The sequence below is a fragment of the Streptomyces sp. WAC00040 genome (assembly GCF_056835925.1).
This window is the reverse complement of record NZ_JAKQZE010000006.1, coordinates 123,810-150,373: the sequence shown is the minus strand read 5'-3', so window position 1 is coordinate 150,373 and position 26,564 is coordinate 123,810. Positions and strand designations below refer to the sequence as shown.

General features: G+C 71.4%; 18 protein-coding genes. 12 read left to right on the top strand and 6 right to left on the bottom strand.

Annotation, left to right across the window (positions count from 1 at the left end; all coding sequences use genetic code 11):
* Positions 1-124: 124 nt before the first annotated feature.
* The 6 genes from gltB (at position 125) to MDN94_RS38075 (ending at position 10,170) form a co-directional block, all read left to right on the top strand.
* The gene (gene gltB, locus MDN94_RS38100; protein ID WP_482730342.1) at positions 125-4,711 is read left to right on the top strand and encodes a glutamate synthase large subunit; all 4,587 of its coding nucleotides are present in this window, start codon (positions 125-127) and stop codon (positions 4,709-4,711) included.
* On the top strand, positions 4,704-6,164 hold the full coding sequence (locus tag MDN94_RS38095; protein WP_482730341.1) for a glutamate synthase subunit beta: 1,461 nt from the start codon (positions 4,704-4,706) through the stop codon (positions 6,162-6,164). Before gltB ends, MDN94_RS38095 begins: the two co-directional genes overlap by 8 nt.
* Positions 6,165-6,383: 219 nt before the next feature.
* Positions 6,384-7,100, top strand: a complete 717-nt coding sequence (locus MDN94_RS38090) for a vWA domain-containing protein (RefSeq protein ID WP_482730340.1) — start codon at positions 6,384-6,386, stop codon at positions 7,098-7,100.
* A gap of 111 nt (positions 7,101-7,211) precedes the next feature.
* Positions 7,212-7,685: a pyridoxamine 5'-phosphate oxidase family protein gene (locus tag MDN94_RS38085; protein ID WP_482730339.1), complete on the top strand. Its 474-nt coding sequence runs from the start codon at positions 7,212-7,214 to the stop codon at positions 7,683-7,685.
* 530 nt (positions 7,686-8,215) lie between these two features.
* Positions 8,216-8,419 (top strand): cold-shock protein, encoded by a 204-nt coding sequence (locus MDN94_RS38080; protein ID WP_005318814.1) that lies wholly within the window; start codon positions 8,216-8,218, stop codon positions 8,417-8,419.
* A 104-nt stretch (positions 8,420-8,523) separates the two neighbouring features.
* Positions 8,524-10,170, top strand: a complete 1,647-nt coding sequence (locus tag MDN94_RS38075; protein ID WP_482730338.1) for a DEAD/DEAH box helicase — start codon at positions 8,524-8,526, stop codon at positions 10,168-10,170.
* Between the two features lie 89 nt (positions 10,171-10,259).
* Here MDN94_RS38075 and MDN94_RS38070 read toward each other — a convergent pair whose 3' ends face one another.
* From MDN94_RS38070 to MDN94_RS38055, 4 genes are all read right to left on the bottom strand, one after another.
* Positions 10,260-11,399, bottom strand: coding sequence for an RNA polymerase sigma factor (locus tag MDN94_RS38070; protein WP_482730489.1), 1,140 nt, complete (start codon positions 11,397-11,399; stop codon positions 10,260-10,262).
* Between the two features lie 8 nt (positions 11,400-11,407).
* Positions 11,408-11,815 (bottom strand): YciI family protein, encoded by a 408-nt coding sequence (locus tag MDN94_RS38065; protein ID WP_482730337.1) that lies wholly within the window; start codon positions 11,813-11,815, stop codon positions 11,408-11,410.
* Between the two features lie 184 nt (positions 11,816-11,999).
* Positions 12,000-13,538 (bottom strand): ankyrin repeat domain-containing protein, encoded by a 1,539-nt coding sequence (locus tag MDN94_RS38060; RefSeq protein WP_482730336.1) that lies wholly within the window; start codon positions 13,536-13,538, stop codon positions 12,000-12,002.
* A 23-nt stretch (positions 13,539-13,561) separates the two neighbouring features.
* Positions 13,562-14,455 carry a hypothetical protein gene (locus MDN94_RS38055; RefSeq protein WP_482730335.1) on the bottom strand — a complete coding sequence of 298 codons (894 nt, stop codon included), beginning with the start codon at positions 14,453-14,455 and terminating at the stop codon, positions 13,562-13,564.
* A gap of 292 nt (positions 14,456-14,747) precedes the next feature.
* Between MDN94_RS38055 and MDN94_RS38050 the strand changes: the two genes are divergently transcribed.
* Positions 14,748-15,515 (top strand): S1 family peptidase, encoded by a 768-nt coding sequence (locus tag MDN94_RS38050; RefSeq protein WP_482730334.1) that lies wholly within the window; start codon positions 14,748-14,750, stop codon positions 15,513-15,515.
* Between the two features lie 79 nt (positions 15,516-15,594).
* Here the strand turns inward: MDN94_RS38050 and MDN94_RS38045 are convergent, their stop codons facing one another.
* The gene (locus MDN94_RS38045; RefSeq protein WP_482730333.1) at positions 15,595-17,376 is read right to left on the bottom strand and encodes a glycoside hydrolase family 35 protein; all 1,782 of its coding nucleotides are present in this window, start codon (positions 17,374-17,376) and stop codon (positions 15,595-15,597) included.
* Positions 17,377-17,489: 113 nt separating this feature from the next.
* Between MDN94_RS38045 and MDN94_RS38040 the strand changes: the two genes are divergently transcribed.
* The 5 genes from MDN94_RS38040 to MDN94_RS38020 all read left to right on the top strand — a co-directional run bounded on the left by MDN94_RS38040 (position 17,490) and on the right by MDN94_RS38020 (position 24,744).
* Positions 17,490-18,377 (top strand): helix-turn-helix domain-containing protein, encoded by an 888-nt coding sequence (locus MDN94_RS38040; RefSeq protein ID WP_482730332.1) that lies wholly within the window; start codon positions 17,490-17,492, stop codon positions 18,375-18,377.
* 11 nt (positions 18,378-18,388) lie between these two features.
* Complete coding sequence (locus tag MDN94_RS38035) at positions 18,389-18,715, top strand: chorismate mutase (RefSeq protein ID WP_482730331.1); 327 nt, start codon at positions 18,389-18,391, stop codon at positions 18,713-18,715.
* A 126-nt stretch (positions 18,716-18,841) separates the two neighbouring features.
* Positions 18,842-21,334 (top strand): aminopeptidase N, encoded by a 2,493-nt coding sequence (gene pepN / locus MDN94_RS38030; protein ID WP_482730330.1) that lies wholly within the window; start codon positions 18,842-18,844, stop codon positions 21,332-21,334.
* A gap of 612 nt (positions 21,335-21,946) precedes the next feature.
* Positions 21,947-23,311: a pyridoxal phosphate-dependent decarboxylase family protein gene (locus MDN94_RS38025; RefSeq protein WP_482730329.1), complete on the top strand. Its 1,365-nt coding sequence runs from the start codon at positions 21,947-21,949 to the stop codon at positions 23,309-23,311.
* On the top strand, positions 23,308-24,744 hold the full coding sequence (locus MDN94_RS38020; protein ID WP_482730328.1) for a lysine N(6)-hydroxylase/L-ornithine N(5)-oxygenase family protein: 1,437 nt from the start codon (positions 23,308-23,310) through the stop codon (positions 24,742-24,744). Before MDN94_RS38025 ends, MDN94_RS38020 begins: the two co-directional genes overlap by 4 nt.
* On the opposite strand, the gene MDN94_RS38015 is transcribed toward MDN94_RS38020, so the two are convergent.
* The gene (locus MDN94_RS38015) at positions 24,741-26,552 is read right to left on the bottom strand and encodes a bifunctional metallophosphatase/5'-nucleotidase (protein WP_482730327.1); all 1,812 of its coding nucleotides are present in this window, start codon (positions 26,550-26,552) and stop codon (positions 24,741-24,743) included. The two genes, MDN94_RS38020 and MDN94_RS38015, sit on opposite strands and share 4 nt — an antisense overlap.
* Positions 26,553-26,564 lie beyond the last annotated feature (12 nt).

Here is a 26,564-nt window from a genome sequence, read left to right as displayed (position 1 = left end):
CGCATGCTGGAATGAGCTATCCACTTCTCGAGAAGCACTCCATCATGTAACCTGCACGAAATTTCGCGGAGGGCCAACGTCGTCCCTCGGCACTGCACATGCCACGACGACGACGGGAGAGCCGATGCGTTCCGACGCCTGGTCGCCCATGGACGGTCGCCCCGCCCCCCAGGGGATGTACGACCCCCGTAACGAACACGACGCCTGCGGTGTCGGGTTCGTGGCCACCCTCACCGGTGTTGCCAGCCATGAGTTGGTCGAGCAGGCGCTGACCGTACTGCGGAACCTCGAGCACCGCGGCGCCACCGGCTCCGAGCCCGACTCCGGCGACGGCGCGGGCATCCTTCTCCAGGTCCCCGACGCCTTCCTCCGCGAGGTCACCGCGTTCGAGCTGCCTCAGGCCGGCTCGTACGCCGTCGGAATCGCCTTCCTCCCGGCCGACGCGGAGGACAACGAGGCCGCCGTCTCGAAGATCGAGACGATCGCCGGCGAAGAGGGCCTCACCGTCCTCGGCTGGCGTGAGGTCCCGGTCACTCCCGACCTGCTCGGCAACGGCGCCCGCGCCACCATGCCCGCCTTCCGTCAGCTCTTCGTGGGCGACGGCAGCAGCGAGGGCATCGCGCTGGACCGCAAGGCCTTCGTGCTGCGCAAGCGTGCCGAGCGCGAGGCAGGCGTCTACTTCCCGTCGCTGTCCGCGCGGACCATCGTCTACAAGGGCATGCTGACCACCGGCCAGCTGGAGCCGTTCTTCCCGGACCTGTCCGACCGGCGCTTCGCAACGGCCGTCGCGCTCGTCCACTCGCGGTTCTCCACGAACACGTTCCCGAGCTGGCCGCTGGCACACCCGTACCGCTTCGTCGCGCACAACGGTGAGATCAACACGGTCAAGGGCAACCGGAACTGGATGCGCGCCCGTGAGTCGCAGCTCGCCTCCAAGCTGTTCAACTCCGGCGCCGGCAAGATCGACCGGATCTTCCCCGTCTGCACCCCGGACGCCTCCGACTCCGCCTCCTTCGACGAGGTCCTGGAGCTGCTCCACCTCGGCGGCCGTTCACTGCCCCACTCGGTGCTGATGATGGTCCCCGAGGCGTGGGAGAACCACGACTCCATGGACCCCGCCCGGCGCGCCTTCTACCAGTACCACTCCACGATGATGGAGCCCTGGGACGGCCCCGCCTGCGTGACCTTCACCGACGGCGTCCAGGTCGGCGCGGTCCTCGACCGCAACGGTCTGCGCCCCGGCCGCTACTGGGTCACCGACGACGGCCTTGTCGTCCTCTCCTCCGAGGTCGGCGTCCTCGACATCGACCCGGCCAAGGTCGTCCGCAAGGGCCGCCTGCAGCCCGGCAAGATGTTCCTCGTCGACACCGCGGAGCACCGCATCATCGAGGACGACGAGATCAAGTCCGCCCTCGCCGCCGAGCACCCCTACCAGGAGTGGCTGGAGGCCGGTGAGATCGAGCTCGAGGACCTCCCCGAGCGCGAGCACATCGTCCACACCCACGCCTCCGTCACCCGCCGCCAGCAGACCTTCGGCTACACCGAGGAAGAGCTGCGCGTCATTCTCGCGCCGATGGCCCGCACCGGCGGCGAGCCGCTCGGCTCCATGGGCACGGACTCGCCGATCGCGGCCCTCTCCGAGCGCCCGCGGCTGCTCTTCGACTACTTCACCCAGCTGTTCGCGCAGGTCACCAACCCGCCGCTGGACGCCATCCGCGAGGAGCTCGTCACCTCTCTGTACTCCTCGCTCGGCCCCCAGGGCAACCTGCTGGAGCCGACCGCGGCGTCCTGCCGCAGCGTCACGCTGCCCTTCCCGGTGATCGACAACGACGAGCTGGCCAAGCTCATCCACATCAACGCCGACGGCGACATGCCCGGCATGAAGGCGGCCACCCTGGCCGGCCTCTACCGGGTCTCCGGCGGCGGCGACGCGCTCGCCGCCCGTATCGAGGCGATCTGCGGCGAGGTGGACGCGGCCATAGAGGACGGCGCCCGCCTGATCGTCCTCTCCGACCGGCACTCGGACGCCGAGCACGCGCCCATCCCGTCGCTGCTGCTCACCTCCGCCGTCCACCACCACCTCATCCGCACCAAGCAGCGCACCCAGGTGGGCCTGCTGGTCGAGGCCGGTGACGTCCGCGAGGTCCACCACGTCGCCCTGCTCATCGGCTACGGCGCCGCCGCGGTCAACCCGTACCTCGCGATGGAGTCCGTCGAGGACCTGGTCCGCGCCGGCACCTTCATCGAGGGCCTCGAGCCCGAGCAGGCCATCCGGAACCTGATCTACGCCCTCGGCAAGGGCGTCCTCAAGGTCATGTCCAAGATGGGCATCTCCACGGTCGCCTCCTATCGCGGCGCGCAGGTCTTCGAGGCCGTCGGTCTCAACGAGGCCTTCGTCGACAAGTACTTCAACGGCACCGCCACCAAGATCGGCGGCGCCGGACTCGACGTCGTCGCCAAGGAGGTCGCCGCTCGGCACGCCAAGGCCTACCCGGCCTCCGGCATCGCCGCCACGCACCGCGCCCTGGAGATCGGCGGCGAGTACCAGTGGCGCCGCGAGGGCGAGCCGCACCTCTTCGACCCGGAGACGGTCTTCCGCCTGCAGCACGCCACGCGCAACAAGCGGTACGACATCTTCAAGAAGTACACGGAGCGGGTGAACGAGCAGTCCGAGCGGCTGATGACGCTGCGCGGCCTGTTCGCCCTGAAGACCGCCGACGGCACCTCGGGCCGCGAGCCGATCTCCGTCGACGAGGTCGAGCCCGTCTCCGAGATCGTCAAGCGCTTCTCCACCGGCGCCATGTCGTACGGCTCCATCTCCAAGGAGGCGCACGAGACCCTCGCCATCGCCATGAACCAGCTGGGCGGCAAGTCCAACACCGGTGAGGGCGGCGAGGACCCGGAGCGTCTGTACGACCCGGAGCGGCGTTCGTCGATCAAGCAGGTCGCCTCCGGCCGCTTCGGCGTGACGAGCGAGTACCTGGTCAACGCCGATGACATCCAGATCAAGATGGCCCAGGGCGCCAAGCCCGGCGAGGGCGGCCAGCTGCCCGGCCACAAGGTCTACCCGTGGGTGGCCAAGACCCGGCACTCCACCCCCGGCGTGGGGCTGATCTCCCCGCCGCCGCACCACGACATCTACTCCATCGAGGACCTGGCTCAGCTGATCCACGACCTCAAGAACGCCAACCCGGCCGCCCGCATCCACGTGAAGCTGGTCTCCGAGGTCGGCGTCGGCACGGTCGCCGCCGGTGTCTCCAAGGCCCACGCGGACGTCGTCCTGATCTCCGGCCACGACGGCGGTACGGGCGCCTCCCCGCTGACCTCCCTGAAGCACGCGGGAGGCCCCTGGGAGCTCGGCCTCGCCGAGACCCAGCAGACCCTGCTGCTCAACGGCCTGCGCGACCGGATCGTCGTCCAGACCGACGGCCAGCTCAAGACCGGCCGCGACGTCGTCATCGCCGCGCTGCTCGGCGCCGAGGAGTTCGGTTTCGCGACCGCCCCGCTCGTGGTCTCCGGCTGCGTCATGATGCGCGTCTGCCACCTGGACACCTGCCCGGTCGGCATCGCCACGCAGAACCCGGTCCTGCGCGAGCGGTTCTCCGGCAAGGCCGAATTCGTCGTCAACTTCTTCGAGTTCATCGCTCAGGAGGTCCGCGAGATCCTGGCCGAGCTGGGCTTCCGCAGCATCGAGGAGGCCGTCGGCCACGCCGAACTGCTCGACACCGACCGGGCCGTCGACCACTGGAAGGCGCAGGGCCTCGACCTGGCGCCGCTGTTCCACGTGCCCGAACTGCCCGACGGCGCGGTGCGCCACCAGGTCGCCGAGCAGGACCACGGCCTGGAGAAGGCCCTCGACAACGAGCTCATCGAGCTCGCCGCGGAGGCGCTGAACGCCGCCACCGCCGAGGACGCCCAGCCGGTCCGCGGCCAGGTCGCCATCCGGAACATCAACCGGACCGTCGGCACCATGCTCGGCCACGAGGTGACGAAGAAGTTCGGCGGCGCGGGCCTGCCCGACGACACCATCGACATCACCTTCACCGGCTCCGCCGGCCAGTCGTTCGGCGCGTTCGTGCCGCGCGGCATCACGCTGCGCCTCGAGGGCGATGCCAACGACTACGTCGGCAAGGGCCTCTCCGGCGGCCGTGTGATCGTCCGTCCCGACCGGGGCGCCGACCACCTGGCCGAGTACTCGACCATCGCCGGCAACACCATCGCCTACGGCGCCACCGGCGGCGAGCTGTTCCTGCGCGGCCGGACCGGCGAGCGCTTCTGCGTCCGCAACTCCGGTGCGCTGGTGGTCTCCGAAGGCGTGGGCGACCACGGCTGCGAGTACATGACCGGCGGACACGCGGTCGTCCTCGGCGAGACGGGCCGCAACTTCGCGGCCGGCATGTCCGGTGGCATCGCCTACGTGATCGACCTCGACCGGGACAACGTCAACTCCGGCAACCTCGGCGCGATCGAAACCCTGGACGAGACCGACAAGCAGTGGCTGCACGATGTCGTGCGCCGCCACTTCGAGGAGACCGGCTCGACCGTCGCCGAGAAGCTTCTCGTCGACTGGTCCGTGAGCGTGGACCGCTTCAGCAAGATCATCCCGACCACGTACAAGGCAGTGCTCGCCGCCAAGGACGCCGCTGAGCTCGCCGGTCTCTCCGAGCAGGAGACCACCGAGAAGATGATGGAGGCGGCGACCAATGGCTGACCCCAAGGGCTTCCTGACCACCGGGCGCGAGGTCGCCGAGACCCGCCCCGTCGAGGAACGCGTCAAGGACTGGAACGAGGTCTACGTCCCCGGCTCCCTGCTGCCGATCATCAGCAAGCAGGCCGGCCGGTGCATGGACTGCGGCATCCCGTTCTGCCACAACGGCTGCCCGCTCGGGAACCTCATCCCCGAGTGGAACGACTACGCCTACCGCGAGGACTGGGGCGCCGCCTCCGAGCGGCTGCACGCCACCAACAACTTCCCGGAGTTCACCGGCCGTCTGTGCCCGGCACCCTGCGAAGCGGCGTGCGTGCTCGGCATCAACCAGCCCGCCGTCACCATCAAGAACGTCGAAGTCTCCATCATCGACAAGGCGTGGGACTCCGGCGACGTCACCCCCCAGCCGCCGGAGCGCCTCTCCGGCAAGACCGTTGCTGTCATCGGCTCCGGCCCGGCCGGTCTCGCCGCCGCGCAGCAGCTGACCCGCGCCGGGCACACGGTCGTCGTGTACGAGCGCGCCGACCGCATCGGCGGGCTCCTGCGCTACGGCATCCCCGAGTTCAAGATGGAGAAGGTGCACATCAACCGCCGCATCGAGCAGATGCGCGCGGAAGGCACCAAGTTCCGCACCGAGGTCGAGATCGGCAAGGACATGCCGGCCGACGCGCTGCGCCGCCGCTACGACGCGGTCGTCGTCGCGGCCGGCGCCACCGTCTCCCGCGACCTGCCCGTGCCGGGCCGTGAACTGAACGGTGTCCACTTCGCAATGGAGTACCTGCCGCTCGCGAACAAGGTGCAGGAGGGCGACTTCGTGGCGCCCCCCATCACCGCGGAGGGCAAGCACGTCGTCGTCATCGGCGGCGGCGACACCGGCGCGGACTGCGTGGGCACCGCCCACCGGCAGGGGGCGGCGTCAGTCACCCAGCTGGAGATCATGCCTCGCCCGGGCGAGGAGCGGAACGCCAACCAGCCGTGGCCGACCTTCCCGATGCTCTACAAGGTCACCTCCGCGCACGAGGAGGGCGGCGAGCGGGTCTACTCCGTCTCCACCACCCACTTCGAGGGCGACGAGGACGGCAACGTCCAGGCACTCCACCTCGTGGAGGTGGAGTTCAAGGACGGCAAGCTGGAGCAGAAGCCCGGCACCGAGCGCCGCATCCCGGCACAGCTGGTCACCCTGGCGATGGGCTTCACCGGCATCGACCGGTCCAACGGCATGGTCGAGCAGTTCGGCCTCGACCTCGACGAGCGCGGCAACGTGGCGCGTGACGCGGACTTCGCGACGAACGTCGACGGCGTGTTCGTCGCGGGCGACGCCGGCCGCGGCCAGTCGCTGATCGTGTGGGCGATCGCCGAGGGCCGCTCTGCGGCGCGCGGCGTGGACCGCTACCTGACGGGCGCGAGTGCGCTGCCCGCGCCGATCCGGCCGACGGACCGTGCGCTGACGGTCTGACCGGTCCGGCGGTCCGTCGGTCCGCCCCACTGAAACGTCCCGTACAACGGCGTACGGAACTGAACACGGCGCCTGCCTGTCCCCGACCGGACCTTGGCAGGCGCCGTGGTGTGTGCGGGGGCGTGGGCGCCTGCGGCGGGCTCGCTCCCGCGGGGGAGGGAACCGGCCCCGTGGAGGCAGATATTGTCAGGGCGTCCGCAGTCGACGAACGGAGCCCGCATGCCCGTCAGCCTCCAGAAGCTCGAGCAGTGCGCCCCCGCGCTCGTCAGCCTCTACAAGACCGCGGGTGTCTCCCTCCAGAAGCACGGCATGCACGGGCAACGCGCCGCCGTCTATCTCGTCGTCGACTATTCGGGGTCGATGAAGGACTACTACAAGGACGGCAGCGTCCAGGCTCTCGCGGACCGGGTTCTCGGGCTGTCGGCGCATCTCGACGACGACGGAACCGTGCCCGTCGTGTTCTTCTCCACGGACGTCGACGCGGTCACCGACATCGCCCTGGACAACCACCGCGGCCGGATAGACGAGATCGTCTCCGGTCTCGGGCACATGGGGAAGACCAGCTACCACCTGGCCATGGACGCCGTCATCGACCACTACATGGACAGCGGGTCGACCGACCCCGCGCTCGTCGTCTTCCAGACGGACGGTGGGCCCATCAACAAGCTCGCCGCGGAACGCTATCTCTGCAAGGCGGCGAAGCTTCCGCTCTTCTGGCAGTTCGTCGGCTTCGGCAACAAGCGGAGCTCGCAGTTCGACTTCCTGCGCAAGCTGGACGAGCTCGCCGTCCCCGCCAAGCGCCCCGTCGACAACGCCGGCTTCTTCCACGCGGGGCTCGACCCGCGTCAGGTCCCGGACCCTGAGCTGTACGACCGGCTGGTGGCCGAGTTCCCGCAGTGGCTCGCCGCCGCCCGCGCCCAGGGAATCGTCCGGTGAGGCCCCGTACCGGGGGCCTGTAGCCCTTCCAGCACCGCAGGCCGCGGCCGCTCTCCACGACACCGGTAGAACCAGACAGAAGATGACCGCATTCCGTTGTTCGATGAGGTCATGACGCAATCCAGCTGGACCGCCTTCGTGACGGCGGAGCCCGAGTTCGCCGCATCCGTACAGCACCGCTTCGAGAAGTACCGGCATCACGTACTGGCGACCCTGCGCAAGGACGGTTCGCCGCGGGTGACGGGTCTGGAGGTCACGTTCCGCTTCGGTGAGCTGTGGCTCGGCATGATGCACGGCTCCCGCAAGGCGCAGGACCTTCTGCGTGATCCGCGGTTCGCGCTGCACTCGAACCCGGGCGCCGACGACTCCATGGACGGCGGTGACGTGAGAATCTCGGGGCGCGCGCTCGAGGTCACCGAGCCGGCCGAGAAGGTCCGTTTCACCGAGGACGTGAATCCGCCGGAGCCGTACCACCTGTTCCGGGCCGAGCTGACCGAGGTGGTGCGGACGTCGGTCGAGGGCGACGAGCTCGTCGTGCGGCACTGGGCTCCGGGCGGCCCGGTCAGCACCCGGCGGCGCAGCTGACCCCCTTCGACAGGTCCTGGCGGACGACCCGGCGTCCTGGGACGGGATCGAGCTGGACAACGCAACTCCACGCCGTGGAGGAGGAATTGGAGTCACGGCCGAGGCGCCCTTCGTCGAAGCGGCGGCTACGCCGGCGCGCCCGGCAGGGGGTCCGGCCGGGGTGAGCCCCTCGACGGAGGGCCGTCGTGCCGGGTCACCCGCTCGGCGCAACCGGGGCGGAGAAACATGATCAAGCCGCGCCGCGAAGTCGGACCTGACCGTCGCCCGTCGCGGCCGGCGGACCGTGTGCGAACGCGGTGGTCAGGGGAGAGTGACGATCATCGGGCGTGTCTGATCCACGACTTCCTGGCCTCGGCGTGCTACGGTGGCGTAGTTGCAGTTTTGGTACCCATGAACTTTGTGTGCGCCTGACGGGAATGCTTCCTCAGGCGCACATTATTGTTTCCGGCTTTTCCGGATGGGGGTCAATGCAGCGACGGGAAATCCACGAGGTGTGGATTTTCGGCTTGCCCCTGTTTTAGGAGATTGACATGGCTACTGGAACCGTGAAGTGGTTCAACTCGGAAAAGGGCTTCGGCTTCATTGAGCAGGACGGCGGCGGCGCCGACGTCTTCGCCCACTACTCCAACATCGCCACCTCGGGCTTCCGCGAGCTCCAGGAGGGCCAGAAGGTGACGTTCGACGTCACGCAGGGCCAGAAGGGCCCGCAGGCGGAGAACATCCTCCCGGCCTGATTGCCGGGCGCGTATCTCGCAGCTCCTGCAGCCGGGGCCCGCACCTTCGTCGGTGCGGGCCCCGGCTCTTGCTGTCCACAGGCCCCAGGAAGGCAAAACTCCGCATGAACCGCTCCGAACGACCGGACCGCTCCGCCGCCAGGTCCGCCCGGCCGGCCCGCAGGCGCCCGGCCGAATCCGGCGCCGGAAACGGCCCCGGCTCCGGGATCCGTTCCGGCAAGGGGACCGGCTCCGGCAGGGGATCCGGCTCCGGTAGGGCGAGCGCCCGCAGCGCGGCGCCCCCGCAGGAATTCACCCTGCCGGAAACCGTCACCCCCGCGCTGCCCGCCGTGACGGCGTTCGACGAGCTGGACATGCCCGCCGCCCTGCTGAAGACCCTCGCGGCCCAGGGCGTCACCGAGCCCTTCCCGATCCAGGGCGCCACCCTCCCGAACTCCCTCGCGGGCCGGGACATCCTCGGCCGCGGCCGCACCGGCTCCGGCAAGACCCTCGCCTTCGGTCTCGCGCTGCTCGCCCGTACGGCCGGCCGCCGGGCCGAGGCCCGGGCGCCCCTCGCGCTCGTCCTCGTACCGACCCGCGAGCTCGCGCAGCAGGTCACCGACGCTCTCGCCCCGTACGCGACCTCGACCCAGCTGCGGATCGCCACCGTCGTCGGCGGCATGTCCATCACCAAGCAGGCCGGGGCGCTGCGCCGCGGCGCAGAGGTGCTCGTGGCCACGCCGGGTCGCCTCAAGGACCTCATAGAACGCGGCGACTGCGCCCTGGGCGACGTCGCGATCACGGTCCTCGACGAGGCCGACCAGATGGCCGACATGGGCTTCATGCCGCAGGTCACCGCGCTGCTGAAGCAGGTCGAGCCGGACGGGCAGCGGATGCTCTTCTCCGCGACCCTCGACAAGAACATCGACCGGCTCGTGCGGATGTTCCTCACCGATCCGGTCGTGCACTCCGTCGACCCGTCGGCGGGTGCCGTCACCACGATGGAGCACCACGTCCTGCACGTGCTGGACGAGACCGACAAGAAGGCCGTCGCCACGCGCATCGCCGCCCGCGACGGCCGGGTGATCCTCTTCGTGGACACCAAGCGGACCGCCGACCGGTTCGCCAAGCGGCTGCTGGCCAGCGGTGTACGGGCAGCCGCCCTGCACGGCGGGCGCTCGCAGCCGCAGCGCAACCGCACCCTGGACCAGTTCAAGAACGGCCAGGTCACCGCGCTCGTCGCCACGAATGTCGCGGCCCGCGGCATCCACGTCGACGACCTGGACCTGGTCGTGAACGTAGACCCGCCCGTCGACCACAAGGACTATCTGCACCGCGGCGGTCGCACCGCGCGGGCCGGCGAGTCCGGCAGTGTCGTGACCCTGGTCCTGCCGGAACAGCGCCGCGAGATGACCCGCCTGATGGCGAACGCGGGCATCAGTCCGCGCACGGCACGGGTCAAGTCGAGCGACGAGGAACTCAGCCGGCTCACGGGAGCACGCGAGCCGTCCGGCGTGGCCGTGACCATCGAGGTCCCGCAGCCGGCCGTGACCGCTCCCTCCTCCACCGGACGGCGGCGTCCTTCGCGCCGGCGCGGTGAGGGAACGGGCGCGGCGGAGGCGCCGCGGGCGGCTCGTGCCGGATCCCGTGGCTCTCGTGGGGGCGCCCAGGCGTCCCGTGCTTCGGGGCCGTCCGGCGCGGTCGAGGCGTCACGGAACTCGGCCGCCGGACGTGGGCGTGCGAGGCGTGGCGGCCGCGGCACGGCGGGCTGACCCGGTACCCCTGCGCCCTGCCGGTCCCCGTGTGGGGCGACCGGCGTCGCCACGGGGCCGCGCCCGGATCCGGGCGCGGCCCCGTGGCGTCACCGGCGGGCGTTGAGCCGGGCGGCGCGGCGCGTCAGGTGGTCGCGCTCGGCGAGGTCGGGCGCCTTTCTGGCCGCCTCGGCGTACAGCCGTGCCGCCTTCGCCAGGTCGCCGTCGCGCTCGTGGAGGTAGGCCGCCACCGCCGTGTGGCGGGGCAGGGAGTCGTCCAGCGCCGCGAGCGCCGCCAGGCCGGCGCGCGGTCCGTCGGCCTCACCGACGGCCACCGCGCGGTTGAGCCGGACGACCGGGCTGTCGGTCAGGCGCGCGAGCTCGTCGTACCACTCGACGATCTGCACCCAGTCGGTCTCCTCGGCGGTGGGCGCGTCTGCGTGGAGTGCCGCGATGGCGGCCTGCGCCTGGAACTCGCCCAGCCGGTCGCGGGCAAGGGCCGCCTGCAGGATCCGGACGCCCTCCGCGATCGACTTCGTGTCCCACCGGCCGCGATCCTGCTCGGCGAGCGGCACCAGGCTGCCGTCGGGCGCGGTCCGGGCGGCGCGACGGGCATGGTGGAGCAGCATGAGTGCGAGCAGCCCCGCCACCTCGGGGTGGTCGATCGCGGCCGCTAGCTGCCGGGTGAGCCGGATGGCCTCGGCGGACAGGTCGACGTCGCCGGAGTAGCCCTCGTTGAAGACCAGGTAGAGCACACGCAGCACGGTGGCGACATCGCCGGGCTGGTCGAACCGCACCCCGGAGACGGTGCGCTTGGCCCGGCTGATGCGCTGCGCCATGGTTGCCTCGGGAACCAGGTAGGCCCGGGCGATCTGGCGGGTCGTCAGCCCGCCGACGGCGCGCAGTGTGAGCGCGACCGCGGACGACGGAGTCAGCGACGGGTGGGCGCACAGGAAATAGAGCTGGAGCGTGTCGTCCACCGCGGGCGACGGCCCGGGTGCCGGCTCCTCCTCGACGACGTCCTCACGCCGGCGACGGGCCGTGTCCGCCCGGGCCGCGTCGAGAAACTTGCGCCAGGCGACGGTGACCAGCCAGCCCTTCGGGTCCCGCGGGGGATCGGCCGGCCAGACGCGGACCGCCTCGACCAGCGCGTCCTGCACGGCGTCCTCGGCCGCCGCGAAGTCGGCTCCGCGGCGGACGAGGATGCCGAGCACGCTCGGCGTGAGGCTCCGGAGCAGGGCCTCGTTCATCGGTGACGTCACTCCGTGATGGTGGGCGGCGCGGTCAGGAACGGGCGCAGCTCGAGCCACTCGTGGATCGGCTTCCCGCCCGCGCCGGGTGCGGCGGACAGCTCCCCGGCCAGTTCGACGGCGCGCTCGTAGCTGTCGACGTCGATCACCATCCACCCTGCGATGAGGTCCTTGGTCTCGGCGAACGGGCCGTCGGTGACCGGCGGGCGCCCCTCACCGTCGTACCGCACGAACGTCCCCTCGGGGGCGAGAGCCTGACCGTCGACGAACTCGCCGGTCTTCTCGAGCCGGTCCGCGAAGTCGTGCATGTACTGCATGTGGGCCGAGATCTCCTCCGGCGTCCACCGGTCCATGGGCACGTCGTTGACCGCCGCCGGGGCACCGCGGTAGTGCTTGAGAAGCAGGTACTTGGCCATGGTGTTCTCCTCGGTGCTGTGCGGCCCGTTGTGGCCGCGTTCACTGCAGGGACGGAGCCGGTCACGGGTTCTCGACATCGCCGTCCAAGATTTTTTCGGGCTGTCCCGGAGGGCACGCCCGGCAGGCCCGGACTCCGCCGAGCCGCGCCCCGGCAGGTCGTGATCCGGAGGTCCGCCGGAACCGTCAGGGGCGCCGCGGCAGGGTCCCCTCGAGGCGGCGCCTGAGCCGTTCGTCCCGCAGGTGGCGCACCGCGTTCGCCGCCGTGTCGTGGGCGTAGCCGTCGGGGTCCTCGTCCGCGAGCAGCCGCACCAGGACGTCCTCGGCCCGCGGGTCCTGGCGCATCGCCAGGCCTCTGGCGGCCTCGGCCACCGTCTCCGGGTCGGGATCCCCGGCCCGGGCGGCGAGCGCGTCGCGGATCTCGGGCGTGTCCGCGTCGACGCCCGCCAGGGCCGTCGTCGCCCAGTCCCGCACCGACGCCTGCTCGTCCTTCATCAGCGTGATCAGTGTCCGTACCGCCTCCGCGTGGTCCCCGGGGACCAGCCCGACGAGTGCCAGCGACACCCGCAGGCGCACCGCGGCGTCCGGGTTGTCAGCGTGCCGCAGGATCTCGGGGAGCGTGGCCGGGTCGCCGTGGTGGCCGAGCCCGAGCAGCACCGCCTGGAGCAGTTCGGGGTCTGTCGCCTCCCGGGACAGTTCACGCAGCATCGGCAGGGCCCGCGCGGCGTACGGCCGCACGATCTGCCCGTCGGGCCCCGCGGTGAAGCCGAGCCGGCCGAGCACGTCGGCGGCGAACGTCTGCCGGAGCACGTCGTCGCTCGCGAACCACTCGGCGGCCGCTCGGAAGGTCTCCTCGTCGCCGCGCCGCCACAGCGCCGTCACCGCCTCGATCCACTCGTCCCGCTCCGGGCTGCCGTGGAGCAGGGCGCGTTCCGCCAGGGCGGCGTACGGGGTGCGCAGCCCGAGCCGCTCCTCGAGGAGCGTGGCGATCGCGCCGTGGCCTGTCTGCTGTTCGCTCCCCGCCGTCGGTTTTCCGTCGTGCAGCACCTCGACCACGACGGTCGCCCCGCCGTCCTCCTCGACGCGCCGCGACACGGTCTCGGCCCCGGGGTCGTACGCGAGCAGCCCCCGGCGCAGTTCCTCCTCCACATCGAGCGTCATCCACCGGCGGGCCTCCTCCAGGGCCTCCTCCAGCGTCTCGGCCCGCGCACCGGCGCCGTGCCGCAGCAGGGCCCGCACCGTCGAGGGCGACCCGCGGCGGGCGGCGAGCACGAGCGGCGCCTCGCCGGCCGGGCCGGGCAGATCGGGGTCGGCGCCGTACTCCAGCAGCGCCTCCACCGTGTCTGTGCGTCCCTGTCCGACCGCCCAGATCATCGCGGTGAAGCCCAGCAGTTCGCGGCGGTCGGGCGCGGCGCCGGCGGCGAGCAGCGCCCGCACGGCCTCGGTGTGCCCCCAGACCGCGGCCCCGCACAGCGGCAGGTCGCCGGCTTCCGGGCCGCACGTCCGGTCGGGGTCGGCGCCGGCGGCGAGCAGCAGCCGTACGATTCCCGCCTCGTTGCCCGTCGCCGCCAGGTACAGGGCGGTCCTGCCGTCCTCGTCGGTGCTCTCCGGGTCCGCGCCGGCCCGCAGCAACCGCACCACGGCGTCGTCGTCACTGGTGTGGAGCGCCTCGAACAGTTCCCGGGCCGCTGCGGCCGGTTCGTGCGCCACCGGTTGGTTCGTCATGGTCCGACCCTACGGAAGCAGGGTCAGGTGTCGCATTCGAGAACGGTTCGGCACAGGCCGCAGCGGGCCCGCACCCGCCCCCGCACCGGTACCCGGATGCGCTGGTGGCAGGTGGTGCACGGGAAGGACACCTTCAGCCCCTCCGGCCCGTGCTCGAAGGCATACGCGAACGGTCCCGACGCAGCCGCGCCCGGATGGTCCCTGGCGTGCCGGCGGTCCTTCGCGTAACGGAGCCTGCCCAGTCGGCCGGCCGTGGTCAGCGGGGGCTGCTGCGCCTCGAGCAGCGCCTGCGCGCGGCCCCGGGTGTACGCGTGGTACGCCTGCGGGCTGGTGAACCAGGTCCGAGGGTCCTCGTCGAAGGCCATCGCCCGCCCGGCGAGGACGTAGCCGAACTCCTCGGGGGTCAGGTAGCCGAGCTTCTGGCTGGAGACGGCGTCCTCCCGGAAGGCGTCCAGCAGCAGCCACCCGGCGCCCAGGTACGTGGTCACGGTGTCGGTGAGGATCTCGTTGTCACGGGTGCCCGGGAACGACAGATCGAGCCGGTGCAGCAGAACATGGGTGATCTCGTGCGCGAGGGCGGCGCCGATGTCCCGGCGGTGGGTACGGAACCGGTCGTTCAGCTCGATGAAGTACTCGGGTCCTGCGGTCAGTTCCACGCTCGCCGCGTGCTCCATCTCCCGGAAGCTGACGATCACCCGGGCGTCCGGCAGCCGCAGATGGTGCACAAGGGCGCGGGCGACGCGCTGTGCGCCCAGATGCAGATCGTCGCTGTCGCCGAAGGCGACGTCGGCGGGCAGCACGCTGGGCGCGTAGGAGAGCACGCTCTCGGGGGAGAGCCGCCGGTACAGGGCGGTGATCGCCGACCGCACGGTGTCCAGGTGCGGGAAGCCGTGCACGACCTCGCTGCCGTTGCCCACTCCCGTACCCCCATGCCTCCTGTACGGCTTCCGCGTCCGCGCGGCTTCGGGCCGGCTGCCGCCCGGCCGCCCGCCCGAGCAGGGTTCAACTCTACGGCGCGGCGGGGCCGGCGGGCGGAGGGGACTGGCCGAAAGGCGCTTCTTGTGGTGTCCGCTACCCGGGTCTCATACTCCCGACAGCGCCTTGTCGAGCACATGTCATCATTGGGTCGTCCGGCTGTCCGCACCCGGCGGTTCCGTACGGCTGTGCCCGGCGGGGTGTTCCCCTCAACCCCCCACGAGAGGCAGTCAGTTGAAGCTTCTGAGCGCGCTCAAGAGATGTGTCGCCGCCGGTGCCGTCATCCTCGCAGCCGTGAGCCTCCAGCCGACCTCCGCGTCCGCCGCCGCCCCGCCCGTGGTCGGCGGCACCCGCGCCGCACAGGGTGAGTTCCCCTTCATGGTCCGGCTGTCCATGGGCTGCGGAGGCGCCCTCTACGCCAAGGACATCGTGCTCACCGCGGCCCACTGCGTCAGCGGCTCCGGCAACAACACCAGCATCACCGCGACCGCCGGCGTCGTGGACCTCCGGAGCTCGAGCGCCATCAAGGTCCGCTCCACCAAGGTGCTGCAGGCCCCGGGCTACAACGGCACGGGCAAGGACTGGGCCCTGATCAAGCTCGCCCAGCCCATCAACCTGCCCACGCTGAAGATCGCCGAGACCACCGCGTACAACAACGGAACCTTCACCGTCGCCGGCTGGGGCGCGGCCCGTGAGGGCGGCGCGCAGCAGCGCTACCTGCTCAAGGCGCAGGTCCCGTTCGTCTCCGACGCGGCCTGCGGGCAGGCGTACGACGAACTCGTCGCGAACGAGGAGATCTGCGCCGGCTACAACGAGGGCGGCGTCGACACCTGCCAGGGCGACTCCGGCGGTCCCATGTTCCGCAAGGACGACGCCGGCGTCTGGACCCAGGTCGGCATCGTCAGCTGGGGCTACGGCTGCGCCAGGGCCGGCTACCCCGGCGTCTACACCGAGGTGTCCACCTTCGCGGCCGCGATCAAGTCGGCGGCCGCCACCCTGTAGGGAACCCGCAGGAGACAACCCCGCAGAGAACCGGACACGGCGGAGGGGCAGGCCCGGCGGCCTGCCCCTCCGTCACGGATCACCCCGGCCGCACGGCGGTGTCCGCCGCCACGCACTCCAGTCGTACGGCGGCGTCCGCCGCGGCGCCTTCCAGCTCCAGCACCCACACCTCGTTGCCGCCGGCGCGCAGCACCGGCCCCGGCACGTACAGCGGCCTGGCCGGTCCCGCGGACCAGTAGCGCCCCAGGTTGAACCCGTTCACCCACACGAAACCCCTGGTCCAGCCCGGCAGTTCCAGCCCCGCGTCACCCGGCTCGGCCACCTCGAACGTGCCCCGGTACAGACCGGCCGCCCCCGCCGGAGGGACACCCCACGGCATTCCGGCCAGCGCCGCCGGTGCCTCGAACGCCTCCAGCCGCAGTGCGCACGCCCGGACACCGTGCAGGAACTGCCGCTCGTGCAGCACCCCGCCGGTGATGCCCTTCGGCTCACCCGTCAGGGGCCCGTAGTTGACCCGGCCCAGCGACTCCACCCACAGCTCCAACGACGCCGGTCCCGCCACCGGCACCCCCAGCGCCGGCGTACCGCCGTCCAGCACCCCTGCCCGCACCCCGTCGACGAACACCACGGCGCGGTCGCGCAGCCCCGCCACCCGCAGCGGGTACGGCTCCCGCGGTCCCGGTACGTCGACCCGGTAGCGCACCAGCCCCCGCCCGACACCCAGCTCCTCGAACGTCAGCGGCACCGGGGCCTCGCACTCGTCGTCGCCGAGCAGCCGCAGCACCGTCTTCGGCGCGGCCCACTCGGCGAGCTCCACCCGGACCGGTGCCGACAGGACCGCCGGAGCCGGCGGGAGGTCCGGCAGCGGTCCTTCCTGATAGCCGGCGAGGATCTCCCGGAAGCGCCAGAACTTCTCCGTCGGCCTGCCCGCCTCGTCGACGGGCGCGTCGTAGTCGTAGGACGTCACCGTCGGCTCCAACCCGCCGTCGTGCAGCTCACCCGACCGGTTCGCGCCCGCCCAGCCGCCGAAACTCGTCCCGCCATGAGCCATGTACACATTCACCGACGCGCCGGCCTCCAGGATCTCCCGCAACGCCCGCGCCGCCTCCTTCACGTCCCGGCGCGCCGGCTCGGCCCCCCAGTGCTCGAACCAGCCGCACCAGAACTCCATGCACATCAGCGGCCCCGCCGGACGGTGCCGGCGCAGCGCCGCGAACGCCTCCCCGGCGCCCGACCCGAAATTCACCGTGGCCAGCACACCGGGCACCGAACCGCCCGACAGCATGTGGTCCTCCGGACCGTCGGAGGTGAACAGCGGCACGCTCACCCCGCACGACCGCAACAGCTCCACCAACTGCCGCAGATAGCCGCCGTCCGAGCCGTAACTGCCGTACTCGTTCTCCACCTGCACCATCACCACGGGCCCACCGCGCGTGATCTCGCGCTGCACGACCTGCGGCAGCAGTCTGGTGAACCAGCGCTCCACATGGCCCAGATACTCCGCGTCCTCCGTACGCGCCCGCCGCCCGACCCGGCCGGTCAACCAGAACGGAAGGCCGCCGTTCTCCCACTCGGCGCAGATGTACGGACCCGGCCGCACGATCGCCCACATCCCCGCCGCGTGCACCGCGTCCAGGAACCGCCCCAGCGCCCCGTCGTCCGCGTACCTGCCCGGCTCCGGCTCGTGAAGATTCCACGGGACGTACGTCTCCACACAGTTGAGACCCATCGCCCGCAGCATCGACAACCGGTGGCCCCACTGGCCCTCGTGCACCCGGAAGTAGTGCAGCGCCCCCGACAAGAGCCGCACCGGGCGCCCGTCAAGCAGGAAATCCGTGTCGCCCACGGTGAAGTCAGCCACCGGCCCGTCCCTCTCTCGCAACCGCCGCCCCCACGATCACCCCTGGCGCGCGGCCGGTCCATGGACAAAGATCGGCTCTCCTTGGACTGACCGGGAAGGAGCGACGAATCGGCATGTACCACACCTGGATGCGCTATTTCACCCCTGGCCCCCTGCACCACCGGCTCGGGCTGGTGTGCCTCGGCGTCGGCCTCCAGCACGGCAGTCTCCCCACCGTCGGCCCCCGCACCCTCGACCACCACGTCGCCGTCGTCATCAGCGCCGGCAGCGGCTGGTACCGCGCCGCCGACGGGCGGCGCACCACCGTCACCGGGCCCGCCCTCATCTGGCTCACCCCCGGCGTTCCCCACCACTACGGGCCCGACCCCGCCGCAGGCTGGGACGAATCGTTCGTCGACTTCACCGGCCCCGCCACCACCACCTACACCGAGCTCGGCTACATCGAACCCGACCGGCCCGTCGTACCCCTGTCCGACGCCGCCGGCGCACGGGCCGCCGTCGGCAAGATCGCCCGCGCCGCCCGCCGCGGAAACCCCCTCCTCGAGGTCGAGACCGGCGCCGCCGTCCACGAACTGCTCGTCGCCCTGCGTCGCGCCCGCGCCGACCTCGGCCCCGACGGCGACCCCGTCCTCACCGCGCTCGCCCGCGACGCCTTCCGGCCGATGTCCGTCGCCGAACACGCCGCACGCCATGGCATGACCCCCGCAGAACTGCGGACCGCCGTACGCCGAGGCGCCGGCTGCAGCCCCAAGGACTACCTCCTCGGCATCCGCCTCGGCCGCGCCAAGGAACTCCTCGCCGCCACCGACCTGCCCGTCGCCGCCGTCGCCCGCCGCGTCGGATACGAGGACCCGGCCTACTTCTCCCGCCTGTTCACCCGCCGCGTCGGACTCGCACCTGTCCGTTTCAGGGAACAGCAGGGCAGGGCCGTACCCGGCGGCTGGAGCACCCGCGTCCCGGACCCTGAACACCCTCCGACCATCGGCGCCCGGCCGACGTAAGCTCCCTGACCATGACCACGAGTGACATCGACGAATCCGTGCGCGCCGAGCTCGACCGCCTGCGCTCGAGCATCGACAACATCGACGCCGCCGTCGTCCACATGCTCGCCGAGCGATTCAAATGCACCCAGCAGGTCGGACACCTCAAGGCCCAGCACCACCTGCCGCCCGCCGACCCCGCCCGCGAGGCCCGCCAGATCGCACGGCTGCGCCAGCTCGCCGAGAGCGCGAAACTCGACCCGGCGTTCGCGGAGAAACTGCTGAACTTCATCATCGCCGAAGTGATCCGCCACCACGAGCAGATCGCCGACCAGCCCGGCGAGAGCCCACAGCACTGACCCGTCCGACCCGCGCGCCGCGTCCGCCCCACCCCGCCCGAACGCCCGCGCGCGGGAGCCGGTGTGCGCTGACAGCGCAACCACCACCCCGTGTGCCGACCGGGGCCCATCAGGCAGCATGGGCCCATGTCCGTACTGACGCGCGACGAAGCGCAGACCCGAGCCCGGCAACTCGACGTACACCGGTACACGATCGACCTCGATCTGACCACCGGCGACGAGACCTTCGACTCCCGAACCGTCATCCACTTCACCGCGACAGCGGCCGGTGACACCTTCGTCGAGATCAAGCCCGCCGAACTGCGCTCCCTCACGCTCGACGGACAGCCCCTCGACCCCGGCGCCCTCACCGAGAACCGCGTCCCCCTGACCGGCCTGAGCGCCGGCGAGCACGAACTGCGCGTCGACGCGCGGATGCGCTACTCCCGCACCGGCGAAGGCATGCACCGCTTCACCGACCCCAGCGACGGCGAGACGTACGTCTACACCCAGCTGTTCATGGACGACGTCCAGCGCGTCTTCGCCGCCTTCGACCAGCCCGACCTCAAGGCAGTCTTCGAGCTCTCCGTCACCGCGCCAGAAGCCTGGACCGTCCTCGGCAACGGCGTCGCCACCCACCACGGCGAAGGCCGCTGGACCTGCGCGGCCACCCCGCTGCTCTCCACCTACCTGGTCGCCGTCGCCGCCGGACCCTGGCACTCCGTACGGACCGAGCACGCCGGACTGCCCTTCGGCATCCACTGCCGCCGCTCCCTCGCCCCCTACCTCGACGCCGACGCCGACGAACTCCTCGACATCACCCGGCAGTGCTACGACCGCTACCACGAGAAGTTCGAGGAGCCCTACCCCTTCGACTCCTACGACCAGGCTTTCGTCCCCGAGTTCAACGCCGGCGCCATGGAGAACCCGGGCCTCGTCACCTTCCGCGACGAATTCGTCTACCGCTCCGCAGTCACCGACACCCAACGCCAGACCCGCGCCATGGTCATCGCCCACGAGATGGCCCACATGTGGTTCGGCGACCTCGTCACCCTCAAGTGGTGGGACGACATCTGGCTGAACGAGTCCTTCGCCGAATACATGGGCTACCAGACCCTCACCGAAGCCACCCGCTTCACCGACACCTGGACCGACTTCGCGATCGCCCGCAAATCCTGGGGCTACGACGCCGACCAGCGTCCCTCCACCCACCCCGTCGCCCCCGACCCCGACGCCGTCCCCGACACCGCGTCCGCGATGCTCAACTTCGACGGCATCTCCTACGCCAAGGGCGCCTCCGCCCTGCGCCAGCTCGTCACCTGGCTGGGCGAGAAGGACTTCCTCGCCGGAATCAACACCCACTTCGCCCGACACAAGTTCGCCAACGCCACCCTCGCCGACTTCATCGACTCCCTCGCCGGAGCCACCGACCGCGACGTGCACGCCTGGGCCGAGTCGTGGCTGCGCACCACCGGCGTCGACATGCTCAGCCCGGCCGTCGTGGACACCGCGGGCGGCTGGTCACTCACCGTCGAACAGGACGGCAGCCGCCCCCACCGCATCGCCGTCGGCGCCTACGACGCCGACCCCATCGACCCCGGCCGCCTCGTCCTGCGCGACCGCCTCGAGATCGACGTCCCCGAGACCGGCAGCACAGCACCCCGCCCCGGACGCCGCCCGGCGCTCATCGTCCTCAACGACGGCGACAACACCTACGCCAAGGTCCGCCTCGACGCCGCCTCCTGGGCCGTCGTCGTCGACTCCCTGTCCGGCATCCCCGATGCCCTCACCAGGGCCGTCGTCTGGAACGCCGCACGGGACATGGTCCGCGACGGCGAACTTGCCCCCACCGCCTACCTCGAGACGGCCGACACCCACCTGCCCCACGAGAACGACCTCGCCATCGTCCAGGGCGTCCTCGCCTTCGCCGCCGGCCAGATCGCCGACTGCTACCTCACCCCCGACCAGCGCCCCGCCGCGCTCGCCACCCTCACCCGCATCAGCCGCGCACTGCTCCGCCGCACCGAGGACGGCAGCGACCCCGGCCTGCGCCTGACCGCCGTACGCCACTACATCGACGCCGCCACCCAGCCGGAGCCCATCCAGGAATGGCTCACCGAAGGCAGCGTCCCCGGCGGGCCCGAGCTCGACCCCGAACTGCGCTGGCGCGTCCTGACGCGCCTCGCCGTCCTCGGCGCCACCGACGACGCGGCCATCACCGCCGAACTGGAACGCGACCCGAGCGCCACCGGGCAGGAAGGCGCGGCCCGCTGCCGCGCCGCCCTCCCCACACCCGAGGCCAAGGCCGCCGCCTGGGCCCGGCTCTTCACCGGCGACGACCTGTCCAACTACCTGTTCGCGGCCACCGCGCAAGGCTTCTGGCAGCCCGAACAGGCCGACCTCGTACGCGAGTACGTCCCGCGCTTCTACCCCGACTCCGTAGCCCTCGCCGCGCGCCGCGGCCCGGCCATCGCCGAAGCCTGCGGCCGCTACGCCTTCCCCGTCCACGCCGTCGACGCCCAGGCACTGGGCGCGGGGGAGACCTGCCTGGCCGGGACGGACATGCTCCCGGCACTGCGGCGCAAGCTGGCCGACCAGATCGACGACCTGCGCAGGGCCCTGCGGGTCCGGGCAGTGTGACGTTTCCCGACCCTGCCCCGCCTCTTCCGAACCGGACTCAGCCCCGGCCCGGTACCGTCCCGCGGGAGGCGTACCGCGCTCCGCGCGGTGCCCCCAACCTCCCCCTACGGCCGCCAGGCCGCCGCCAGGCCGTAGGGGGAGGGTAAGGGGACAAGCCCCCGCGCAGCGGACCCCGCGTCCGCGGCGGCGAGGCACTCAGGCAACGCTCCCGCCAAGCGGCCCCGCCCTCGCGCAGCGGATCCGCCAGGCGGCCCGCCCTCGGCAGCGGATCACGCGCCCGCGGAAGCCCTCCCGCAGCGGACTCGCCACCGGCAGTGGACCCGCCCGGCGGGTCCCCCGCAGCGGACCCCGCGTCCGCGGCGGCGAGGCCCTCACGCAAACGCGCTCGCCCGGCGGCCACGCCCGCTCAGCGGACCCCGCGCCCGGGCGCCCCCCGCAATGCACGCACGCGCCTATACCAGGCGCCCGCCCCCAGCCCCTTCCCTTCCTTGAGGCGATACCACTTTCGGGTTCCGATCGTCGGGATCTGCGGGCGCCACGCCGAGCCCCTCGCCACCGTGGGGTGACACCCGCCGGGTGACACTCCCGCGCCTCGCCGAAGGACCCCGCCTCATGAACACCCCGCCCCTCGCGGGAGGAATCACCGGCCCCGACGCCCTACGCCCTCTGCTCGCGCTCGTGCTCGACGCACTCGGCGAAGGCGCGATCGCCCGCGGCGGCCCCGTACCTGGCGGCGGGCCGGACGCCGTCGCCGCGCTGATGCGTCAGAGCCTCGGTGACGTGCTCCCGGAGCACGGCGCCGGCGCCGCCCCCGCCCTGCGCACCCTCGTCCGCGCCGTCGCCCACGGTGCGGCCGACCCCGCCGACCCCCTGTGCGCGGCACACCTCCACACGCCGCCCCTCGCACTGGCCGTCGCCGCCGACCTCGCCGCCTCCGCGCTCAACCCGTCCATGGACTCGTGGGACCAGGCGCCCGCGGCCTCCGAACTGGAGGCACAGGTCACCCGTGCGCTCGCGGCGGAGGTGTACCCCGGCCGCACCGCACCCGACGCGATCGTCACCACCGGCGGCACCGAGTCCAACCAACTCGCTCTCCTCCTCGCACGCGAGCGCGTCGGCACACCGGTCCAGGTCGTCTGCGACGACAGCGCCCACCACTCCGTCGGCCGCGCCGCCTGGCTTCTGGGACTGCCCGAGCCGCTCACCGTCCCCCTGGACGACCCGGCCGCACTGGACGACACACTGACCCACCTCCACGGCCCGGTCCTCGTCGTCGCCACCGCGGGCACCACCGACACCGGCCGCATCGACCCCCTCGACCGGATCGCCGACCTCGCCGACCGCCACCGCGCCCAACTGCACATCGACGCCTCCTACGGCGGCCCGCTCCTCTTCAGCACCGAACGCAGCCACCTCCTCACCGGGCTCGAACGCGCCCACTCCGTCACGCTCGACCTGCACAAACTCGGCTGGCAGCCGGTCGCCGCCGGACTCCTCGCCGTACCCGACACCGCCCGCCTCGCGCCGCTCGGCCACACCGCCGAATACCTCAACGCTGAGGACGACACCGACGCCGGACTGCCCGACCTCCTCGGCCGCTCCCTGCGCACCACCCGCAGGCCCGACATCCTCAAGATCGCCGTCACCCTCAAGGCACTCGGCCGTACCGGCCTCGCCGCCCTCGTCGACCGCACCTGCGCCGCCGCCCAGGACCTGGCGGACCTCGTCGACAAGAACCCGCGCCTCGAGCTCTACGAACGGCCCACCCTCTCGACCGTCCTGTTCCGGCCCACCGGCGCCAGCGACGAAGAGACGGCCGAGATCCGGCGCTCCCTGCTCGTACAGGGCCGCGCCGTCCTCGGCAGGGCCCGCGCCGACGGCCGGCTCTGGCTCAAGGCCACCCTGCTCAACCCCCACACCGCGAACGGCGCCCTGCAGACCCTCACCGACCTCGTGGAAGGCAGCACCCCCCGATGACCGCCACACCACCGGCCCAGCAGCCCGACCGCCCCTACGACCTCGTCGGCATCGGCATCGGCCCGTTCAACCTCTCCCTCGCCGCACTCGCCCACGGAGTCCCCGGCGGACTCGCCACCACCTTCTTCGAGCAGCGGTCCACCTTCCGGTGGCACCCCGGACTCCTCATCGAGGGCGCCACCCTCCAGGTCCCGTTCCTCGCCGACCTCGTCACCCTGGCCGACCCCGCGAACCCCTGGTCGTTCCTCAACTACCTGCGCTCCCGCGACCGGCTCTACCCGTTCTACTTCGCGGAGCGCTTCCACATCCAGCGCGCCGAGTACGACGCCTACTGCCGCTGGGTGGGCGACAACCTCCCCGGCCTGCATTTCGGCCACCAGGCCGACGCCGTCCGCTGGAACAGCGAACGCGACCTGTTCGAGGTCGACTTCACCCAGCTCGACGCCGACGGCGAGGCCGAGGCACTGGGCCGCGCGTACACCCGCAACATCGCACTCGGCGTCGGCACCGAGCCGTACGTACCCGAACCGCTGCGCCCGCTCGCCGACGACCCCAGCGTGCCCGTCCTCCACTCCGCCGACTACCTGGAGCACCGCGAACGGCTCCTCACCGCGGAGCACGTCACCGTCATCGGCTCGGGCCAGTCCGGCGCCGAAGTGTTCCTCGACCTGCTCCGTGCCCGCCCGGCCGGGGCCGAGAAGCTCCACTGGCTGACCCGCACCGAAGCCTTCGCACCCATGGAGTACTCGAAGCTCGGCCTCGAACACTTCACCCCCGACTACACCCGCTATTTCCACGCCCTGCCGGAAGAAGTCCGGAGCGAGCTGCTGCCCCGCCAATGGCAGCTCCACAAAGGCATCGACGCCGACACCATCGCCGCCATCCACGACGAGCTCTACCACCGCAGCCTGCACGGCGGCTGGCCCGACGCCGTCCTCACACCCGGCGTCACCGTCCGCACCGCCGGCCGGGTCGCCACAACCCGTGTCGAGCTCCACCTCGAACACATCCAGCAGGGCACCCGCTCCCGCCTCACCACCGACGCCGTCGTCCTCGCCACCGGCTACCGCGAACGCCCGCTCACCCGGCTCCTCGCCGGCATCGACCCCTACATCCGCCGCGACCGCGCCGGACGCCCCCTGGTCGACAGCGAATTCCGCCTCGACCTCGACCCCGCCGTCAGCGGATCCCTCTACGTCCAGAACGCCGAGACCCACACCCACGGCGTCGGCGCCCCCGACCTCGGGCTCGCCGCCTGGCGCAGCGCGAGCATCCTCAACTCCCTCACCGGCAAGGAGCACTACCCGCTGCCCCGCCGCACCGCCTTCACCAGCTTCGGCCTCCAGCAGCAGGAGGCGCCCGGCGTTCCCGGCCAGACGCCCCCGCTCACACCACTGGAATCACAGCGCTGGACGGCCCACGCGGAGGGCTAGAACACCGGCACGCCGTCGCGCGTCAGCTTCCAGCCCACAGAGGCGAACTCCGCAGGATCCACCGAACCCTTCGCCTGCACCCACGCGATGATCGTGTTCCGGATCTCCTCCGAGTTCGCCCACAACTGCTGCGCCGCGGCGATGTGCGGGAAATTGCCACCCCCACTCGCCCGGTAGTTGTTGACTGCGAGCACGAACCGCGCGGCCGGGTCGACCGTGGCGCCCTCGAAGGACAGCTTCACGATCCGCGAGCCGGCCGGCTTCGCGATGTCGACCTCGTACGTCAGACCCGACACCGCGTCGTAGTTGTAGTCCGGCGTACCGTTCGCGTTCGTCAGCTTCGACGTGTCCACCGGCGCCCCCGCCGGAGTCTGCACGTAGTACCGCGCCGAGAACTCCAGATACTCCTTCAGCTGCGCACCCGTCATCAGCCGCGCCTCGAGAGTGTTCTCGAACGGGTACAGCCCCGCCGCGTCCTTGATGGTCACCTCGCCCGCCGGGATCGCCGCCGTCCGGGAGAAGCACGACGCCTGCGACAGCACCGGCAGGGCCGCGTACTCGCCGCCCGCAAGCGCGGCCTTCACCGTCTCGGCCTGGACATGGTTGATCAGGTCGATGATCGGCTCGTCCTTCCACGGCGCGTCGGTCGTGGACATCGCTGCCGTCGACGTGCCGATGACCTGGTTGACGTACGCCACGACCTTCTTGTGCTCGTCATCCAGCAGCCCCGTGATCTTCGGGTCCTCGACGACCGTGTTCGAGTTCAGGACCTGCGCCCCGACCCGCTCCACCACCCAGCGGCCCTTCTCCCACACCAGGTCGAAGTCGAACAGCGTCAGCCGCTGCCCCCACTTCAGTGGCTCGGAGAGAACCACTTGCCGACCGGTCTCCTTGTTGGTGACGAAGTACTCCGGTATCTCCGTGTGCGCGTGCCCCACAAGGATCGCGTCGATACCGGGCACCTGCTCGGCCACCAGGCCCGCCGCGTTCTCTACGTACGGCAACTGGTCACCGTAGGAGGACGTGCCGCTGGAACCCGAATGCGCAGAGACGACCACCACGTCCGCGCCCATCGAGCGCAGCTTCGGCACCCACTTCGCCGCCTGTTCCTCCAGGCCGGGGAAGACCATCTTGCCGCTCACGTTCTGCTTGTCCCAGATCGCGATGCCCGGATTCGTCAGACCGAGAACGGCCACCCGCACATCACGCCCGTGCGGCGTGCGCAGCCGGTGCATGCTGTACGGAGGGAACGCCGGCCGCAGCGTCTTGGCGTCCAGCGCGTTCGCACCCAGCAGCGGGAAGTCGCACTGCTCCTCGAACTTGCGCAGCACCGGGATGCCGTAGTTGAACTCGTGGTTGCCGAGCGCCGCGGCGTCGTAGCCGATGGCATTCATCGCCTGCGCCATCGGATGCACCGGACCGCGCTCGGCCGTGATCGGGTCGACCTTGGCGTAGTAGTACGACAACTGGGTGCCCTGGATCGTGTCACCGGCGTCGATCAGCAGCGTGTTGCGCCGGCCCTTCTCCTCACGGATCCGGTTCACCAGCGTCGAGATCTTCGCCAGGCCCACGTCGTTGTGCGCCTTGTCGTCGAACTCCTTGTCCGTGAAATAGTCCCAGTTGAAGACATTCCCGTGCAGATCCGTCGTCCCCAGCACGGTGAATGAGTACCGCTTCCGCGGACGTCCGTGCCCATGTTCCTCGCCCCGCTCCTCGGCCACCGCGGGCGCGGCAGCGACCCCCGCGACAGCGACACCCGCCCCGGCGGCGGCCGACCGCTCAAGGAACGTCCTACGGTTCAGCGGCATTTCGTCTCCCTC

Excerpts from the sequence above, each read along its gene's own strand:
- MDN94_RS38095 (WP_482730341.1), top strand. The coding sequence starts at position 4,704 with ATGGCTGACCCCAAGGGCTTCCTGACCACCGGGCGCGAGGTCGCCGAG.
- MDN94_RS38025 (WP_482730329.1), top strand. The coding sequence starts at position 21,947 with ATGAACACCCCGCCCCTCGCGGGAGGAATCACCGGCCCCGACGCCCTA.
- MDN94_RS38015 (WP_482730327.1), bottom strand. The coding sequence starts at position 26,552 with ATGCCGCTGAACCGTAGGACGTTCCTTGAGCGGTCGGCCGCCGCCGGG.
- gltB (WP_482730342.1), top strand. The coding sequence starts at position 125 with ATGCGTTCCGACGCCTGGTCGCCCATGGACGGTCGCCCCGCCCCCCAG.
- MDN94_RS38085 (WP_482730339.1), top strand. The coding sequence starts at position 7,212 with ATGACGCAATCCAGCTGGACCGCCTTCGTGACGGCGGAGCCCGAGTTC.
- MDN94_RS38075 (WP_482730338.1), top strand. The coding sequence starts at position 8,524 with ATGAACCGCTCCGAACGACCGGACCGCTCCGCCGCCAGGTCCGCCCGG.
- MDN94_RS38090 (WP_482730340.1), top strand. The coding sequence starts at position 6,384 with ATGCCCGTCAGCCTCCAGAAGCTCGAGCAGTGCGCCCCCGCGCTCGTC.
- MDN94_RS38065 (WP_482730337.1), bottom strand. The coding sequence starts at position 11,815 with ATGGCCAAGTACCTGCTTCTCAAGCACTACCGCGGTGCCCCGGCGGCG.
- MDN94_RS38040 (WP_482730332.1), top strand. The coding sequence starts at position 17,490 with ATGTACCACACCTGGATGCGCTATTTCACCCCTGGCCCCCTGCACCAC.
- MDN94_RS38060 (WP_482730336.1), bottom strand. The coding sequence starts at position 13,538 with ATGACGAACCAACCGGTGGCGCACGAACCGGCCGCAGCGGCCCGGGAA.
- MDN94_RS38020 (WP_482730328.1), top strand. The coding sequence starts at position 23,308 with ATGACCGCCACACCACCGGCCCAGCAGCCCGACCGCCCCTACGACCTC.
- pepN (WP_482730330.1), top strand. The coding sequence starts at position 18,842 with ATGTCCGTACTGACGCGCGACGAAGCGCAGACCCGAGCCCGGCAACTC.
- MDN94_RS38070 (WP_482730489.1), bottom strand. The coding sequence starts at position 11,399 with ATGAACGAGGCCCTGCTCCGGAGCCTCACGCCGAGCGTGCTCGGCATC.
- MDN94_RS38035 (WP_482730331.1), top strand. The coding sequence starts at position 18,389 with ATGACCACGAGTGACATCGACGAATCCGTGCGCGCCGAGCTCGACCGC.
- MDN94_RS38080 (WP_005318814.1), top strand. The coding sequence starts at position 8,216 with ATGGCTACTGGAACCGTGAAGTGGTTCAACTCGGAAAAGGGCTTCGGC.